The sequence below is a fragment of the Lacinutrix himadriensis genome (genome assembly GCF_001418105.1).
In the GTDB taxonomy this organism is placed as follows: Bacteria; Bacteroidota; Bacteroidia; order Flavobacteriales; family Flavobacteriaceae; genus Oceanihabitans; species Oceanihabitans himadriense.
This window is the reverse complement of record NZ_LIQI01000024.1, coordinates 15,318-33,380: the sequence shown is the minus strand read 5'-3', so window position 1 is coordinate 33,380 and position 18,063 is coordinate 15,318. Positions and strand designations below refer to the sequence as shown.

The following is an 18,063-nucleotide window of genomic DNA, read 5'->3' as shown; positions in this document are numbered from 1 at the left end:
TGAATCACCAAGACACGCAATTATTAAAAACGCTTCTAGATATATTTCTAGAAGCGTTTTTTTATATAAACTTAAGATTTTTAAAATCACTTTATACTTTAGGTGCTAAAGCAAATTAGAGGCAAGTTCGATTCTAGTCTATTATCTTTTTAAAGTAAAATGTCCTGAGAAAGATTTGCCATTCCCAAGATCTACTGTAAACCAATAATCATTTGTATTCAATGTATTTCCATTAAAAGTTCCATCCCAACCCAAACTACTTGGCGAAAGTTGTTTTATTATTTTTCCGTATCTATCAAATATTAATATTGTAGCATTAGGAAATTTAGCAACTCCTTCTATTTGCCAATGATCATTATACCCATCATTATTAGGAGTAAATAGTTTCGGATAATCAATAATGGTTATTTCTGTATAATCCTGTCCGCAACCATCTTTATCTTTTACAAATACGGTATAAGTTCCTCCTTCTACATTAGAAAAATAATTACTATTTTGATAATTAACGCCATTAATGGAATATTCAAAATCACCATCTCCAGAGGCGATTATCTCCATATAATTGTTTCCTAATTCCCCATGGTTACACTTTGTATCTCCGGCAAAACTGAGCGAATTAAATTAAAAGAGAATGCATTCTCACAAATAATATTGTTCTCTAAATTGGTAACAGTTAAAACGTAGTTTCCTTCATTTATTATTTCGGCAGTATAGGAGGAAGAAACTATAGTTCCGTCTTCAAATTCCCACTCATAAGAAGAATAATTTGAATCTACAGATAACACCATAGAAGGCTCTAAATTACAGATAAAATAGGTTGCTTCTAAATCTGCTTCTGGAAGATTATTTACTATTAAATCAAAGGATGTTTCCGAAAAACACAAGGTATTCGACGCATCTTCAATCTTCACATAAATAGTCTGCTGATATGGCTCTGTATTCTGAAATAAAGTGGGTAGCGGACTTGACAATTCAATATTATTAGCATCATAATAATGTATCGTTAATCCAGTTTGACTACCAATAATCTGTTCTTCTAATAAAGCAGTATCAAATTCGGCATAACCATCTCCTTGATTACAAGCATATAAATTATCTGGCTGGCTAATATTTGGTTGTGTTATAGTTTGTAATTCCAGAGTGGTTTCCTTGTAACAAGTGGTATTTACATTAGTAACTCGAACAATTATATTTTGATTATTTGGGATGTTGTTTGTAAACGGATTTGGTAGCGGACTTGGTAATGGCGTACCAATTTCTAAAAAGTATGTTACTTGCATTCCTGTTTGCCCATTTAGAACTTGGCTTTCTATGTTTGATGTATTAAAATATTCGGATATACCATCTGCATTATCATCACATGCATATAGTGTAGGTAATTGGGCAACTTCTGGATTATCATAAATATGAAGTTCAATTCTAGTTTCTGAAGCACAACTAGTATTAGAATTAGTCAATACTACATCTATAAAGTCTTCATCAATAGTAAGGTTTTCAAAACTGGTTAAACTATTTAAAGGTATACTATTATTGTTACTATCAAACAATTCAATAGTTACATTAGGTTGTCCGTTAACTAAATCAATAGGTAAATTACTTAAATCGAATAAAGCATAACCATCCCCATCATTGTCACAAGCAAATAAATCATTTACTGGATCTAGTTCTGGAAGCGGATCTGTAAGTACATTAAAAGTCGTTTCACTATAACAACATAGGTCGCTACTATTACTAACCCTAACTGTAATTTCTTGCGAGTTAGCCTGAGTATTTGTAAAAGGGTTTGGCAAAGGACTAGGTAAATTATTACCGTTTTGATTGTAATAACTTACTATAACTCCAGTTTGCCCATTTACAACTTCGGATTCGATATTGGATGTATCAAAATGAGAAGAAATTCCAGACCCTTGATTATTTTCACAACTAGAAATATCATTAACTGGATAAGCAACTGGAGGTTTTGCTACAGATATTGTTTCATTAATTACATATGTAGAACCATCATTTTGTATAATGTTTGCTGAAATAGAATATTGCCCGGATGCTGAAAAATCATGTGTTGGCAAAATTAAGGTGGAAGTATTATTTACTCCTGAAGCTGGATCACCAAAAGTCCAGACAACTGAAGCTATATTATTTGTATTGTTTAAATAGAATTCTTTAAGAGTCTGACTACAACTATTTGTATAATTTAAAGTAAAGGGAGCGGTTACACTGTTTATGAAACCTGTTGCATTTATATAAAAATTAGCATTAGGACGCCCCATATCTGTAGCTGTTACAAATCCATTAACTGGTGTAGCACCACCGGCAATACATCTTCTTTGCCATGAGAAATCATTATCTTGCAAAGATCCAGCTATAAAAGCTACAGCACTTGAATCGAAATCAACTCCCTTTTCTACTTCTACTAATATCCGTTCGGTTCCAGCAGGAACGATTATTGGAGTATTAAAATCTAACGTTACTATCTCTGGAGTAGTTGAAACATTCCATGGCAAGAATACTTCTTGACTTTCCCCTATTAAGTTAGACTCTGAAAAAGTAGCAGGAAAACCATTATCAATTGCGTAAATTCTAAATCTAGCAGTAGGTCTCCAAGAAGTATTAACTACAGCCACCTGCCCAGAATTAATAATAAATTCATCGTCAATGCCAATTCCAAAATCTTGAAGTGTAAATGTTCTTGACCAAAAAAGAACTTGTGTGGTACAAGAATGTATATCTGTTCTTACAACTTCACATGAGTTATGCGTTAAAGTTATTTGCGCATTGGTATAAAAACTTGAAATAAAAAACAGTAAAAACAAAAGTTTAATAGGTAATGGTTTATTCATGTTTATAAATCTGGATTTTCTAATATTAAGCGAATATAATTCTTTTCCAATTAATTAAACTTTCCATTTAACCAAACCGCATATTTCTGTCTGCGCAACTCTAAGGCTAGCGTTTCTTCCATTTTAAGTACTGAGGCTCTGGTTGTAATTGGGTCTATATGATTGTATAAACTCTAACGAAGATAAAGCCCGTATTTACAAACCCCTTTCTATGCTTATACAATTCATTTTAAGTCACACAAAGCGTCATTAACTGAATTTTACTGGTTTTATACGAACATAGATTTAGCACAAATAATTAAAAAAAAAAAAAGAGATTGACAATTAAGTCAATCTCTTTTTTTTTAGTCCCAGATCAATAGCATATTACTCAATAACGATCTTCTTATCTAGTGTTTGATTATCTTGTGTTTTTATGCTTACTACGTAAATTCCGGTAGCTAAACTTTGTATAGACATTCCGTTTTCTAATGTATTATTAGACACATTAGATTTAGTATAAACCGTTTGACCTAACATGTTTATTAAACTTACATTACTCGATGTATTTAATCCTTTTACATATAAAAGACTACTTGTGTTGTTGTAATAAATTACAGTATTATTATTTGCCGTTACTTCCTCTGTACTTAGTCTTTGGCTTGCAAATACAATTTCAAAACGCTCATTAAATACTCCAGCTTCCGATGAAAATGTATATGCTAGATCTTGACGTAAATTATAATACGTATCGGTAAGATTATCTTTTAAATAAATCTCTTGGTCTTCTGCTATATTATCTATTTCAGATATTTGAATGCTGTAACTATTGTTTCCAGATGTTTTTAATGCTAAAGGCACTACTTTATCTTCCGTTATTGCAGCATACGATTGTATAGTCATATACTCACCATCTAATAACAGGTTTAAATCATCATGATTATCGTCTGTATTTTTTGCTTCGTATCCATAGTCATAGCCATCTGTAGTAGCATCACTAAAACCTAATAATAATTCTCTTCTTGTAGCCTGACCATCTAAGGCTTTAAACTCCAATCGTAATTTACTCATGGTTGATGCATTGGAAACACCTTCTGTTGTTCTAAAAAACACAGAACCATTATATTCAGACCCATCTGCATCCGATTCTTTAACAAATACACGTTGGCTATTTTTAAATACTAGAGAACCAGTATTCTTTATTTCGGCCATAAAACTCTGTCCGACTGGTAAATATTTGGTTGGTGCTTTGGTTCCATCTTGTTCGTTATTATTTGCACCTAATCCTCCAACAAACTGGTATGCTTTTACAGCTCCTGTTTTATTTACTTGTGCATAACCACCTTCATATTCTGTAGTTACATGTGATATACCCGACCATTGTTGCCATAATTGAATACTTCCTTCTAAAACAGATGCATTATCATCTATAAATTTATGAATATCTATTGCAGATGCATACGGGTTACCTAAAAGGTATTCGGTTTTAGATACTCCTGGTACAGATCCTGACCCTCCAACATCGTTTACTCCTATTTTTATGGTTCCATTGTTAGGTTTCCCTTCAAATATATATTGTTGTTCTGTTCCTGTTCCTTTATGAATATAACCAATTCCTGGGTTTATATTTGTACTTGGTGTTACGGTTCCCCAATCGTAATAAGTTACTCCATTTTCGTAGGTATACATCCATCTTGTACTTAACTTATTTATTTGATGATTTGCACTTGTAAATAACATATTGTTTGCGTCCTCATCTTTTAACATATTTAAGCTAAACACGGTGTTATTTGCATTATTTCCTAAGGCATTATTATCTGTTAAACTAGTAGCTGCTGTTATTCCTACTGGCGAACTCCAATAGTTATACCAATAATAGCTTGATGCTCCTTCTTGACGTCTTAATATTTTACCTATTTCAGAGGTTACTAAATCACTATTTTTTGTCTGAATTAATTGTGAATCGTTATTTAAATCTAGTGTTCCATTTAATTCTAAATACCAAGAATTTTTTACTTGGTTACTCCCATTTATAGTCAAGGCTTTATGTCCTTCAACAAACAAACCTAAAGTCTTTACTGGATGATTTGCATCTACATTATCATCTATTTTTACGATGCTCCAATCTTTATTGGTAGCAGTATCTGTAATATCCCATACATGACCATGTAACCATGTGTTTTCTGTTGTCCATGATCCATTAGAAGTAGAAACATAAGGCATAGGTGCTGTTTGCTCTACAATAGTTTTTATATTATGAAGTTTTAAATCGTTATTGTTTGAAGAATAATCGGATGTTGTACTATTAGTGATATTAGACATTGGGTAATACCCTTTTAAATTACTCCATGATACTTTTGCTGAAGTATTTAAATCTTGAATATCTTTAGGTATGATAGTACCTCTTAATACTCCTGAATTATTTTCAATTTCCTGATACACCATTTGTTGTACTTGCTCTTCCGTTAAAGCAGCATCAAAAATTCGTACTTCATCTATATCTCCTTTAAAATGCCCAAAAGCACTTGTGTTTGTTGGATATTTTCCTATTGTAAATTCTCTTTGTGAATAAACATGTGGCGTTCCATTAAATCTTTTGGTTAACAATTCTGAATTTAACCTAGAATCTGATGTTGTTCCAACTAATTCCCCATTAAGGTATAACTTAACCGTTTGATCTGCAGAGTCAAAAACACCTGCAATATGATACCATAAATCGTTTTTAAGCTTCACATTAAACGAAGGATGTGGTTGCACAGAAATACTATTGGAAGGATAATCACCAGAAGCCGTTACCTGATCCTGCGTAAGCACATAAAAGGCAGGTGTTCTTCCATTGGTTACATACAACCTCATGTTTTCTTGACCAGCTATACTATATAGGTTTGGCAGGTTTCCATCTGAGGTATGCTCAATTTTAACCCAACTCATTATAGTACCATTTGTCCAATTTGTTATATAAGGATCTGTATCTAAATAATCATCTACCCCATCAAAGTCTAAAGTTGCAGATTCTATAAAAATAGCCATGTCATCTCTATAATCTAAATCTCCACCAGCAGTTAAATCTCCATCTGTATCTGGTAATATGGAAAGATTTGTAGGATTGTCTATTTCATCATTTACATCAAAATAGTCATTGGTATTGCTTCCTTCAAAAGCATTATCTAAACCATCATTATCGGTATCATTATTCACAATAGCATTTGCCATACCATTCTCTTGAATATCTGGAATACCATCATTGTCTGCATCTAAATCTAAATAATCTGGTAAGTCTGTTCCATCTGTATTTACAGGAGTAATTCCTGTTCCGTAATTATCCCATAAACCAGGATAAGCACCTGAAGTGTTAACGGTTCCACTTGGAGCGATATAACCTACTGTTGGTTGTGCTTCAATATTATCTGGAATACCATCATTATCATCATCTAAATCTATTTGGTTCGCACATAAAAAACTATATGCAAAAGCATCCAATCCGTGAGGATCATGCGTTGCAGCAGCTAAGTTACCTGAAATAACAATATGCTTTACCGTAACTTTACTAATCATGTTTTCGGTAGCAAAACCAATCGTATTCTCTAAATTTTGACCAGCACGTAAAGAACCTTTTAAAACGCCATCTGCATCAAATATATCTATATTTCCTGTTGCATCATTTCCAAAATAAGAATCACTAAAGTAAGCAACCAAAACATCGTCTACATAAACCTCATAGTTAACTACAGCAGTATCTGAATTGGTATCATATATATCTACCATATCAAAACTAAAAGAAGCAACTGGTTCTGTAAAATTAATATCTACAGAGTAATAATCTCCTGTTTGATTTCCAACTTCTGGATATATATAGATTCCAGAACCAGAATTACCAGAAATAAAACCATTCGAAGTTGTTGCTCTAAATTGATCAATATCATAAGATCTATACACGTAATTATCTTCAAAAGATAAAGTACCATTTGCAAAAGTACCAACGCTTGTTCCTCCAGACCCAGCAACAGAAGAACTTAAAGGAAAAGAATAATCTAATAAACCATCTAAAACCGTTAAAGTTTGTCCTTTACTATATACTTCTCTTTCGAAACCAGATTCTTTATAACCTAAGCCATTTGTGTTGTTTCCAATAACAAATACATCATATTCGTTTTTAGACCAACTTATTGCATCTGATTTTGGAGAAGCTGCTCCAGAAATTGCTGGACATTCTATAGTATCTAAAATACCATCATTGTCATCATCAACATCTATACTATTAATAACGCCATCATTATCAACATCTTTTAGATTTTGAGAATAGGTAACTAAACTACAAGTAAACAAGCTTAAAAAAAGCGCAAAGAATCGTAAGTGATTTTTCATAAGTAGGTAATCATTTTAAATACAATAGCATGAAATCAATATCAATGCTAGATATTTAGGTTTGGGTTTAAGTTTTAATAGTTTGGGACTATTTAATTTAAAATTAAAATCTTGAGGGAAGATATCTAAAGCGATAAATTATAAACAGTTACAAACTGTATACAAAAATATCGTAGTAGACCACAAACATCTTCATTTAATATTCTATAAATTAATTTACTCGATTACTCTCTTAAAAAAAACGTCAAACGGTAACTTTTACTAAAAACTTATACCTAGTTAACCTCCACATAATAAAAAAGTTAGAGATAATTGTTCTAACTTTTTTTGGATTACTATTAATAATAACCAACTAAATCTCCTTATCTATTCTTATATATAAATTTTATTTAGGGTGTAAATTTCATTATAAGCATAGATTATAAAACACTTTTTAATTAAACCAAACGCATAACGTTGTCTTCACAACTCTAAAACTAGAATTTCTTCCATTTTTAAAGCTGCTACTCTAGTTGTAATTGACTCTATATAATGACATAAGCTTGAACGAAGATAAAACCCATGCTTTTCAAAAAAATCTATGAAACATAAAAAAACCGAAGCCAATAGACTTCGGTTTTTAAATATTGAAAATTTTTACGCGTTAAAAGAAGTAGCCAATGGAAAATTGAAATACACCATTTTTAATTTTATTTGTGGCTTTACTGTAATTATCTGTAACAGATAAGTCTGTTAATCCTAAATTATATCGCATTCCAAAATTAAGTCCATTATCTAGTTTATAGCCTAAACCAAAATTCACACCTAGATCTACATTATTATCATGGTCTTTTAAATTCTCACCTCCCTCTCTTGCATTGAGTAAAAATCCAATTTGCGGTCCAGCTTCCAGGCTTATTCTTTTTGCCACGTAGTATTTTGCCATTAATGGAACATTTAAATAATGTAGATCAATTATTCCTCCATCGCTAAATCCTTGTCCGGAATACATTAACTCAGGTTGCAAAGAGAATTTTTCTGAAATGAATATTTCTGCCATACCTCCAAAATGAAAAGCCGTTATAGGTTCTAGCTGAGAACTTTCAGCTCCGGTTACCGAAGCGAAATTTAAACCTCCTTTAACTCCGAATTTGACTTCTTGTGCGTTAACATGTGCTAATCCTAAAAAAGAAATAGCAGTGACTAGTAATAGTTTTTTCATGATTTTAAGTTTTTATGATTCAAAACAAATCAAATCATTTTTGTATTTATAGAGTTCCGTTTACAATAATTTTAACGTTTTTAACCGTTATTAACAGAATAATTTCTTAAATTTTATATAATATTCCATGAGTCTTCACCATATAACATCATCATATAAAACGACTTAAACTTATATATCTTTTAAAAACAAGCTCTTAAATTTCAATTAAACCAAACCGCATACTTCTGTCTGCGTAACTCTAAAGCTAGAGTTTCTTCCATTTTTAAAGCTGCTGCTCTGGTTGTAATGGGATTTATGTGGTTGTATAAACTTGGACGAAGATAGAGTCCGTATTTCTCAACAATATTAGAAGATAGCTTATATCCTTTCTTATTTCGGTAGCCTGTTTTATGTTGTAGAAAACGTTCTTTTGGTGTTTTGCTAGTCATACCAACATACAAGCATTGCAATACGCCATTAAATTGCGGATTGGCATTTCTAAACTTGGCATTTTCGGTAAACACCCGTTTCGATAATTCGATAACATAAATTCGGTATGGCATATGGTAAAAATATAAAAGCCTGAATTAATATTCAGGCTTTTATAATATCTATTTACTCTTTTTACTCTTTATGATCTTCTTTAACTTCCTCATCTCTATATTGACAACAAGGATGTACGCTATTATACGCTTCATCTGTAGCTTTTAAATCTTTAGTATCATGACCTACTGCTGCAATGCTGGTATGAATTTCATTTAAATTCGTTTTCGCCTCATTATATATAAGTTGTAACTCATGCGTTTCTACACTCCAAACGGCAGATTTTACTCCTTTAATTTTGAAGCATGCTTTTTCAATTCGGTCTTTACACATACCGCAAACGCCATCTACTTCAATAGATGCTTTTGCATTTTTGTTTTGCGCAAAGGTTGTTACTCCTACAAATAATAGAACTAGTAATGCTATTGTTTTTTTCATAATAATCTTCTTTTTTTTATTTCCACGAAGGTGGAAATCTTTCTATTAAACTTATATTTATTTTTTATTGTATTTTAAATCGTAATCCGGCATAATAGTTAGATCCATATATAGGACCGTATACAAATGTGGTATCAAAATTTGCGCCAAAAGGATCGTCTGCTCCTAAAATAGGATTGTTCTGCCTTACATTAGTAACATTTTCTCCTCCTAAATATACTTCAAATTTTGGAGAAAACACTTTGGTTATTTGCAGATTTAAAGTTCCTACTGTTGGTGAATATTCTGAAAGTTGATATTGCAAAGGATTGCTCGCTGTAGATGAAAAACGTTGTTTCCCTAACCAATTAAAGGTAGCATCCATTTTCCAATGTGCCGTTTTCCCTTCTTTCATACCTGTTTCATAAGATGCATTTGCAAAAAATCTATTTTTGAAACTAAAGGTTTTTCTAATTTTTCTGAACCATATTGCGTTTGCACATCATAATATTTATAGGCGATACGTAAATCGAAACGTTCGAACATATTATAATTCATTTCCGCCTGAAAACTATTCGCATAACTATCTCCTTCTAAATTATAGAAGTTTACTTCTTGCGGATTTTCATAATCTACAACCACTTGGTTTTGAAAATCGGTTCTATAATAATCTAAAGTGATATCTGCTTTTCTATTAAACAGATTAAATCCTTGTAAAAAGGAAAGGCCGTAATTCCATGCTATTTCCGGATCTAGTCCATATATTTTGCCGTCCGTATTTAAAATATTTATAGCTCTTGAAGTCGCAAAAACGTTTTGATTTTCAGCAAAAATACTCGCACTACGCTTTCCTCTTCCAAAGGAAGCACGCAAGGCCGATTTCCCCCAAGGGGTATATCTAGCATGTACTCTTGGCGTAACAAATGTCCCTAATAAATTATGAGAGTCTACACGTATTCCTGCGGTAACATTTAAGTTTTTTAAATTATCATAAGCATATTCAAAAAAGGCACCAACAGAAGTTTCCATTCTTCCGTAATCTATAGCATTTACCATTTCATCATAATGGTCATAAGTATAGCTTATCCCCGTTTTAAACTTACTTCTAGAATCTCCTATAATAGAGTTATAGATAACATTTGTATACAAACTGTTTTGGCTAATATCATATGCATTTAAACCAAAATAAGAATCTTGTTTATGACTACTAAAAGCCGTTTGCACACCAATAGTTTGCCATGGTATTTCCGGATTTACATAGCCAAGCTTTGCAGACACTTCATACCTTTGGGTATCTATTTCTCCTCCCCAAGCATTGGTTGTTCCTCTATCTGTTTTTGGATCAAAATCTACTTGTCCCGTTTGTTTTTCGTCATTTAAAAACTTAAAATTAATAAAGCTTACAAATCCTTTTTCTTGATTCGTGTATTGCCAACGGTTCATTACATTTACTTGATTATACGTTGGCATATCCATAAAGCCATCCTCATTAACATCATGTTTTTATTGTGCATGTTACCATGTAAATAAATTCCTGTAGCCCATTTTTCACTCACTTTAGTATTAAAATGCGTATTTAATTCTAAACGTGTATTACTTGCACCATAGAGGTTTACAAACAATTTATCGTCTGTTGTTGGTTTTACGAGCTCTGCATTTATTTGTCCGGCAATACTTTCAAAACCATTAACCACACTTCCTGCTCCTTTGGTAATTTGAATACTCTCTACCCAAGTTCCTGGAATAAAACTCAATCCGTAAGCCTGTGAAGCGCCACGAATAGATGGAATATTTTCTGTTGCAATTAGTAAATACGGACTAGTTAATCCTAACATTTTAATTTGTCTTGTTCCGGTAACCGCATCGGCAAAATTCACGTCTATGGAAGGATTGGTTTCAAAACTTTCCGACAGATTACAACAAGCCGCTTTTAGCAATTCTTTACTACTTACGGTAAATGTATTTGCTGCATTTAAATACGATTTAGCTGTTGCTTGTTTTCTAGAGGTGATGGTAACTTCACCAAGTTCACTTTTAGCCTCTAATTGTATTTGAATCTTTTTTGGTTTAGTTATAGTTAAGGTATCTGTTTTAAAACCAACATAGCTAATCACTAATTTTGTATAGGAATTTTGGTACGGAATTGTAAAGTTTCCGTCATAATCTGTAGTGGTACCAACAGCGGTATCTAGCCAATACACATTTGCTCCAAACAAAGGTAACTGTTCGTTTTTTTCATTGGCTTCCGTAACTGTTCCGCTAATTTTCTCTTGCGAAAAGATAGCAAACGGAAGTATGAATAGTATATATAATATATGTTTCATGTATTTTATTAAGTAATAGATTATTTTTTTTATGCGGAAGGGTTTCGGCATAAGTAGCTACTTCAAATAAATTGAAGTCAAAAAATGTACTTAATATATCAAATCAGGAAAGTATCATTCATTAATTGTATATCTACAATTATGTTTGGTGGCGCGTAATCTTTATTCGGAATGATTTGTTTTGGCAGACCTTCAAAAAGATTAATATAAGCATAGGTAAAGGATGCTAAAAATACTTGTTGCTCAAATTCTAAATCGTCCAAAGTTTTTATAGCTAAGTCCTTTTGACCTTGTACTACATCTACTTGATTTTTACAACAATTCATTTTGGTAATAGCAGCTTTTTGCATTTCTAAAGTCTTCATGCCACAATTTTCTCCTTCCGAAAATATAGAAACATCGACTAAAACATCCCCACAAAAATGCTTTTCAATAGTAAGAGATACCGTTGAAAACAACACCAAAAAGGCTAATGTTATAGAAAAACTTTTATGTAAAATCTGTTTTATCACATGGCAAAATTACAAAAAACAAAATTTAAAAACCTTGCTTTACAAAAGCATTAATAATTACTCCTGTTTTTTATAATTATAAAAGGCAGGAATTAAGAGCAATAAAATTAATGGCTGAATTAAAAATCTTCTAACATTAAAAAATAAATAATAGTCTTCTTGTCTCGGACTTATTACAAAGTACAGAAACAATGTTAAAAGTATAACTAATGAAATGGTGTATATAAGTACCGAAAATTTAACGATGCCTTTGTCTTTAAAAAGAACAAATAAAATAGCTAATGAAATTACGGTATTAATAACATATCGTAAAACGGTAAACATGGTTAACTTAAACGTTTCTTGTCTTGGCGAATCTAAATACAAATAGTCGTTTTTAAAAAAAGACAAATATGGATCGTAAAAAAGTTGTTCTTCAAATACTCTAATTAGTATGAGTAAAACACCTAAAAGCAACAACAAACCATATTTTACTAGTCTATGCATCTTGTTTTTTTGTTTTAGAAAAACCATTTACCCAAATAACCCAAAGCAAACAAACCATACCATAAATAATGGCTGGAAAAATCACCGTATGTAAAATATCTTTTCGCCAAGGATAATGATACAGACCAATGGACAGAATAACTATTCTAACCAAATTAGCAATATAAATTAATACACTTCCTGCTAATATGTAAATTGCTGTAGTTTTAAATTTACTTGCAAACGCGATAATAAAGGAAATAAACAAAATAATAATACTTACCGAATTACAACCTTCTATAACTCTAGCTACATACTTTTCATTAATGATTAATTTTAAGGATGCTTCATTGGGGTGTGGTAAAAGCACAACTCTATAATCTAAAGCGTTTAGTATTTCTTTACTTTGCTTTGCTACCAAATTAGTCATGTAATCAGGATAATACTTGTCGCCTGAAGAAAATTGTAAAAAGAATTTATAACCAACCGTTAAAACAGCGTACACCAATAAAAAGGTTACGATAAATCGGATAACAGACTTGTATTTAATAAAAAGTTGCTTCAATATTGTTTTTAATTTACAAGGTTAAATTTATGTAAAAAGGGATTAATTATATTGGTTTTTCTATACTTTTGTCAAAAGTTTTTAAACAAATGAATTTAGAGCAATTAAAACCGCAAATAACCACCATAATTAACAACAAGGAAACGTCTGTTGACGACAGATTATTATCTATTTGTACGCTTCTTGAAGAAAATATTAGCTATTACAATTGGGTTGGTTTTTATTTTAAAAATGGAGATAAGAACGAATTAAAAATTGGTCCTTATGTTGGTGAACCTACAGATCATACTATCATTCCTTTTGGAAAAGGTATTTGTGGACAAGTTGCAGTTAGCAATGAAAATTTTGTAGTTGCCGATGTTGCTGCACAAGACAATTATATTGCTTGTAGCATAACTGTAAAAGCAGAAATTGTAATTCCTATTTTTGTGAATGGTGAAAATTTAGGTCAAATAGATATAGACTCTAATACTCCAGATCCTTTTACAGCAGCCGATGAACGCTTTTTAGAATTCGTTTGCGCACAAGTAGCTACGATCTTATAAAAGAGTAACAATTAAAATTAAAAAAAATCCTCAGGATTCATCTATAAATGAAACCTGAGGATTTTTTTTTGTGTTTATAATTTAAAAGTAGGCTTAATTAAAACTTACATTCCAGTTCTAATAGCTTCTACAGGATCTAGTTTAGATGCTGAAATTGCAGGAATAACTCCAGAAACCAAACCTATAATGGTAGAGAGTATAAAACCTAGAAACATATTACCATAAGACAAGACAAACTCAAAACTATCGGTAAGCTGCGTCATTAATATAGATACTAGCCAAACTAAAAACAAACCAACTAAACCACCAATGACAGCTAAAATTACTGCTTCAAACAAAAACTGAAACATAATGAATCTGTTTTTCGCTCCTAATGATTTTTGAATTCCTATTAAATTCGTTCTCTCTTTTACACTAACAAACATAATATTTGCAATACCAAATCCGCCAACTAAAAGCGAAAAACCACTAATAATCCAACCCATAAAATTTAGTTGTCCGGTTATATTATCTATCAAGTCTGTAAAACCTTGCAACTCATTTACAAAAAAGTTGTTTTCCTCTCCTGCTTTCAATCCTCTAAAGTTTCGTAATCCTTGTGCTATTACAGCGTTAAATTCCGACAAGTCTACTCCTGGTTCAGGTTTTACAACAATAGCAGGAAAAGCTCTTTTATTATTATCTCCTAAAAGTCTTCGTACAAAATTCACAGGTAAAATTGCTGCGGTATCTTTGGAACCTCCAAACAAACCAGAGCCTTGTTTTTCAAGGACACCAATGACAGTAAATTTTCTTCCGTAAAGCCTAACAATTTTTCCGATAGGGTCTAAATTACCAAATAAACTACTTGCTATTTCATCTCCTAAAACTACTACTGGCGAACCAGAATTAGATTCAGATTCATTAAAAAACCGTCCTTCGCCTATTTGTAAACTTTCAATATCATAATAACCGCTAGTTACAGCAGCTATTTCTACATTTTCAACAGAAGCTCCATCATATTTAATGGTTTCCGGATTTACATTTAACGAAAAAGATGCCGCTCCTACATTTGGAATTTTATCTTCTATAAACTGAAATTCTTCATAAGAAACATCTGGAAACTGTTCTCTTTTCCATTGCGGGATGGTAGATGGTCCAAAGGAAAAACGCATAATATACAGCGTACTATTATCTAAAGAACTAATACTTCCTTTAATATCGTTTTTTAAAGAATCTACTGCTGCTAAAACTGCTATAATGGAAAATATCCCAATAGTAACACCAAGCAAGGACAAGAATGTCCGTAACTTATTATTTGTCAAGGCACTAATAGCAAACGAAAAACTCTCTTTAAAGAGACGTAAATACAATAACATATATAGAAATATTATACTTTTTTAAAGTGATATAAAGGTAAGACGTTTTTATATATTATTTGTTACAAATAAATGAAAACAAATTATTAGAATAGAGATGTTAATAACTCATTCTTTTAGTTGAAAAAACAAATGTAATTTCACTTAGTAAAAGCACTTTATATTCCTATTTTTGCAGCCAAACAACACAACAACAATGAGTAATACAAAAACAATTAAATCGGCTCTAATTTCCGTTTTTAGTAAAGATGGCTTAGAACCAATTGTAAAACAATTAAATAGCCAAGGCGTAACGATCTATTCTACTGGTGGAACAGAAAAATTTATTACTGATTTAGGTATAAAAGTAGTCCCTGTAGAAGACGTAACTTCTTATCCTTCTATTCTTGGCGGACGCGTAAAAACATTACACCCAAAGGTTTTTGGTGGTATATTAAACAGACAAAACCACGATGGGGATGTTGCAGAAATGGAAGCATACAGCATTCCGCAAATAGATGTGGTAATTGTAGATTTATATCCGTTTGAAAAAACCGTTGCTTCTGGAGCAAGCGAACAAGACATTATTGAAAAAATTGATATTGGAGGAATTTCTCTAATTCGTGCAGCTGCAAAAAATTATGCAGATGTCATTTGCGTTTCTTCAGTAGATGATTATTCAGAGTTTTTAGAATTAATCACAGAGAAAAACGGAAGCTTAACAGAAGCAGATAGAAAACGATTTGCAGCAAAAGCTTTTAATGTTTCTTCGCACTACGATTCTGCTATTTTCAACTACTTCAACAAAAACCATGAGATCGCTTCTTTTAAACTTAGCGAAACGCAAGGTAAAGTTTTACGTTATGGCGAAAACCCACATCAAAAAGGATTTTTCTTTGGTGATTTTGACGAGATATTCACGAAACTTCATGGTAAAGAATTAAGCTATAACAATCTTTTAGATGTAGATGCTGCTGTAAATTTAATCAACGAGTTTAAAGGTGAAGCACCAACTTTTGCTGTTTTAAAACATAATAATGCTTGCGGATTTGCACAACGTGAAACAATTCTTGATGCTTATGTAGATGCTTTAGCTGGAGATCCAGTTTCTGCTTTTGGTGGTGTTTTAATTAGCAATACCGAAATAGATAAAGCTACCGCTGAAGAAATTCACAAGTTATTTTGCGAGGTAGTTATTGCGCCTTCTTTTTCTGCCGAAGCTTTAGAAATACTAAAAGGAAAGAAGAATAGAATCTTACTTATTTTAAAAGATTTTGATTTCCCACAAACTACAGTAAGAACATGTTTGAATGGTGTTTTAGTACAAGAAAGAAATTCTAAAACAGATACGCTTGCAGATTTAAAAGATGCAACAAACAATAAACCAACGCAAAACGAGTTAGATGATTTAATCTTTGCATCTAAAATTTGCAAACACACCAAATCGAATACTATTGTTTTAGTAAAAGGCAAACAATTATGTGCTAGCGGAACAGGACAAACAAGTCGTGTAGATGCTTTAAATCAAGCCATACATAAAGCACAATCTTTTAATTTCGATTTACAAGGAGCAGTAATGGCAAGTGATGCCTTTTTTCCGTTTCCAGATTGTGTAGAGATTGCTAAAAACGCAGGAGTTACTGCTGTTATTCAACCAGGAGGCTCTATAAAAGACCAACTAAGCATCGATTATTGTAATGCCAATAATGTTGCTATGGTTTTTACCGGAACTAGACATTTTAAACATTAAGTTTCCACGAAAGTGGAAATCTCATGAATATAGAAATCTCTATAATTTGTGAAATATAAGCTTAAACTAATCCTTGAAAATCTACATTTAATCGTGTAGATTTTCAACGATTAAAACATTAATTTTAAAATCAAATTTAGAAAGAGTTTTACTACCTTTACGAGATGTGATTTTTTAACGTACATAATTAAATAAAGAATGGGATTTTTTGACTTCTTAACCGAAGAGATTGCAATAGATTTAGGAACTGCAAACACTTTAATTATTCATAATGACAAAGTTGTTGTAGACAGTCCATCCATAGTTGCTAGAGATAGAATAACAGGAAAAATTATTGCTGTTGGTAAAGAAGCCAGTATGATGCAAGGAAAAACGCATGAAAACATTAAAACCATTAGACCATTAAAAGATGGTGTAATTGCAGATTTTGATGCTTCAGAGCAAATGATAAGCATGTTTATCAAGAACATTCCAGCTTTAAAAAAGAAACTTTTTACTCCTGCTTTACGTATGGTAATTTGTATCCCTTCTGGGATTACAGAAGTAGAAATGCGTGCTGTAAAAGAAAGTGCAGAACGAGTAAATGGTAAAGAAGTATATTTAATACATGAACCAATGGCTGCAGCAATTGGTATTGGTGTAGACATTATGCAACCAAAAGGAAACATGATTGTCGATATTGGAGGTGGTACCACAGAAATTGCAGTAATTGCTCTTGGTGGAATTGTTTGTGATAAATCTGTGAAAATTGCAGGGGATGTATTTACAAACGATATTATTTACTACATGCGTACACAACACAATTTATATGTTGGGGAACGTACTGCTGAAAAAATTAAAATTCAAATAGGTGCTGCAACGGAAGATTTAGACCTTCCACCAGAAGACATGAGCGTTCAAGGTCGTGATTTACTTACCGGAAAACCAAAACAAGTACAAATATCGTATCGTGAAATTGCGAAAGCTTTAGATAAATCAATTTTACGTATTGAAGATGCTGTAATGGAAACCTTATCGCAAACACCACCAGAATTAGCAGCAGATATTTACAACACAGGAATCTATCTTGCAGGTGGAGGATCTATGCTACGTGGTTTAGACAAACGTCTTTCTCAAAAAACAGATTTACCTGTTTATATTGCAGAAGATCCATTACGTGCTGTTGTTCGTGGTACAGGAATTACCCTTAAAAACTTAGCTAAATACAAAAGCGTATTGATTAAATAAGAGTAACACCCATT

At 31.9% G+C, this 18,063-nt stretch carries 13 protein-coding genes and 1 pseudogene; 3 read left to right on the top strand and 11 right to left on the bottom strand.

Annotated elements, in window-relative coordinates:
- Nucleotides 1-141: 141 nt before the first annotated feature.
- The 10 genes and pseudogenes from AMD28_RS12110 to xrtF form a co-directional block, all read right to left on the bottom strand.
- Nucleotides 142-558 (bottom strand): T9SS type B sorting domain-containing protein, encoded by a 417-nt coding sequence (locus AMD28_RS12110; RefSeq protein WP_055444410.1) that lies wholly within the window; start codon nucleotides 556-558, stop codon nucleotides 142-144.
- A gap of 11 nt (nucleotides 559-569) precedes the next feature.
- Nucleotides 570-2,837: a PKD domain-containing protein gene (locus tag AMD28_RS12105; RefSeq protein ID WP_055444409.1), complete on the bottom strand. Its 2,268-nt coding sequence runs from the start codon at nucleotides 2,835-2,837 to the stop codon at nucleotides 570-572.
- Nucleotides 2,838-3,203: 366 nt separating this feature from the next.
- Nucleotides 3,204-7,181 (bottom strand): LamG-like jellyroll fold domain-containing protein, encoded by a 3,978-nt coding sequence (locus AMD28_RS12100; protein WP_083478300.1) that lies wholly within the window; start codon nucleotides 7,179-7,181, stop codon nucleotides 3,204-3,206.
- Nucleotides 7,182-7,824: 643 nt separating this feature from the next.
- A complete protein-coding gene (locus tag AMD28_RS12095) occupies nucleotides 7,825-8,382 on the bottom strand; it encodes a porin family protein (RefSeq protein ID WP_055444407.1) in 558 nt (185 codons plus the stop codon).
- Between the two features lie 203 nt (nucleotides 8,383-8,585).
- Nucleotides 8,586-8,927, bottom strand: a complete 342-nt coding sequence (locus tag AMD28_RS12090; RefSeq protein ID WP_055444406.1) for a hypothetical protein — start codon at nucleotides 8,925-8,927, stop codon at nucleotides 8,586-8,588.
- 61 nt (nucleotides 8,928-8,988) lie between these two features.
- A complete protein-coding gene (locus AMD28_RS12085; RefSeq protein ID WP_055444405.1) occupies nucleotides 8,989-9,345 on the bottom strand; it encodes a heavy-metal-associated domain-containing protein in 357 nt (118 codons plus the stop codon).
- Nucleotides 9,346-9,409: 64 nt separating this feature from the next.
- A pseudogene (locus AMD28_RS12080) lies at nucleotides 9,410-11,648 on the bottom strand (TonB-dependent receptor).
- 98 nt (nucleotides 11,649-11,746) lie between these two features.
- Complete coding sequence (locus AMD28_RS12075; RefSeq protein WP_055444404.1) at nucleotides 11,747-12,160, bottom strand: HYC_CC_PP family protein; 414 nt, start codon at nucleotides 12,158-12,160, stop codon at nucleotides 11,747-11,749.
- A 57-nt stretch (nucleotides 12,161-12,217) separates the two neighbouring features.
- A complete protein-coding gene (locus AMD28_RS12070) occupies nucleotides 12,218-12,646 on the bottom strand; it encodes an exosortase F system-associated membrane protein (protein ID WP_055444403.1) in 429 nt (142 codons plus the stop codon).
- Nucleotides 12,639-13,190: an exosortase family protein XrtF gene (gene xrtF, locus AMD28_RS12065; RefSeq protein WP_055444402.1), complete on the bottom strand. Its 552-nt coding sequence runs from the start codon at nucleotides 13,188-13,190 to the stop codon at nucleotides 12,639-12,641. The genes AMD28_RS12070 and xrtF overlap by 8 nt, the downstream gene beginning before the upstream one ends.
- A gap of 89 nt (nucleotides 13,191-13,279) precedes the next feature.
- On the opposite strand from xrtF, the gene AMD28_RS12060 reads away from it, so the two are divergent.
- Nucleotides 13,280-13,735, top strand: coding sequence for a GAF domain-containing protein (locus AMD28_RS12060; protein ID WP_055444401.1), 456 nt, complete (start codon nucleotides 13,280-13,282; stop codon nucleotides 13,733-13,735).
- A gap of 104 nt (nucleotides 13,736-13,839) precedes the next feature.
- Here the strand turns inward: AMD28_RS12060 and AMD28_RS12055 are convergent, their stop codons facing one another.
- Nucleotides 13,840-15,093, bottom strand: a complete 1,254-nt coding sequence (locus AMD28_RS12055; protein WP_055444400.1) for an ABC transporter permease — start codon at nucleotides 15,091-15,093, stop codon at nucleotides 13,840-13,842.
- Between the two features lie 196 nt (nucleotides 15,094-15,289).
- Between AMD28_RS12055 and purH the strand changes: the two genes are divergently transcribed.
- Both purH and AMD28_RS12045 read left to right on the top strand, forming a co-directional pair.
- Nucleotides 15,290-16,822 carry a bifunctional phosphoribosylaminoimidazolecarboxamide formyltransferase/IMP cyclohydrolase gene (gene purH, locus AMD28_RS12050; protein WP_055444399.1) on the top strand — a complete coding sequence of 511 codons (1,533 nt, stop codon included), beginning with the start codon at nucleotides 15,290-15,292 and terminating at the stop codon, nucleotides 16,820-16,822.
- 198 nt (nucleotides 16,823-17,020) lie between these two features.
- On the top strand, nucleotides 17,021-18,049 hold the full coding sequence (locus AMD28_RS12045) for a rod shape-determining protein (RefSeq protein WP_055444398.1): 1,029 nt from the start codon (nucleotides 17,021-17,023) through the stop codon (nucleotides 18,047-18,049).
- Nucleotides 18,050-18,063 lie beyond the last annotated feature (14 nt).

Coding starts and splice junctions, on each gene's coding strand:
- AMD28_RS12085 (WP_055444405.1), bottom strand. CDS start 9,345: ATGAAAAAAACAATAGCATTACTAGTTCTATTATTTGTAGGAGTAACA.
- AMD28_RS12090 (WP_055444406.1), bottom strand. CDS start 8,927: ATGCCATACCGAATTTATGTTATCGAATTATCGAAACGGGTGTTTACC.
- AMD28_RS12070 (WP_055444403.1), bottom strand. CDS start 12,646: ATGCATAGACTAGTAAAATATGGTTTGTTGTTGCTTTTAGGTGTTTTA.
- AMD28_RS12095 (WP_055444407.1), bottom strand. CDS start 8,382: ATGAAAAAACTATTACTAGTCACTGCTATTTCTTTTTTAGGATTAGCA.
- AMD28_RS12110 (WP_055444410.1), bottom strand. CDS start 558: ATGGAGATAATCGCCTCTGGAGATGGTGATTTTGAATATTCCATTAAT.
- AMD28_RS12060 (WP_055444401.1), top strand. CDS start 13,280: ATGAATTTAGAGCAATTAAAACCGCAAATAACCACCATAATTAACAAC.
- purH (WP_055444399.1), top strand. CDS start 15,290: ATGAGTAATACAAAAACAATTAAATCGGCTCTAATTTCCGTTTTTAGT.
- AMD28_RS12105 (WP_055444409.1), bottom strand. CDS start 2,837: ATGAATAAACCATTACCTATTAAACTTTTGTTTTTACTGTTTTTTATT.
- AMD28_RS12055 (WP_055444400.1), bottom strand. CDS start 15,093: ATGTTATTGTATTTACGTCTCTTTAAAGAGAGTTTTTCGTTTGCTATT.
- AMD28_RS12100 (WP_083478300.1), bottom strand. CDS start 7,181: ATGAAAAATCACTTACGATTCTTTGCGCTTTTTTTAAGCTTGTTTACT.
- AMD28_RS12045 (WP_055444398.1), top strand. CDS start 17,021: ATGGGATTTTTTGACTTCTTAACCGAAGAGATTGCAATAGATTTAGGA.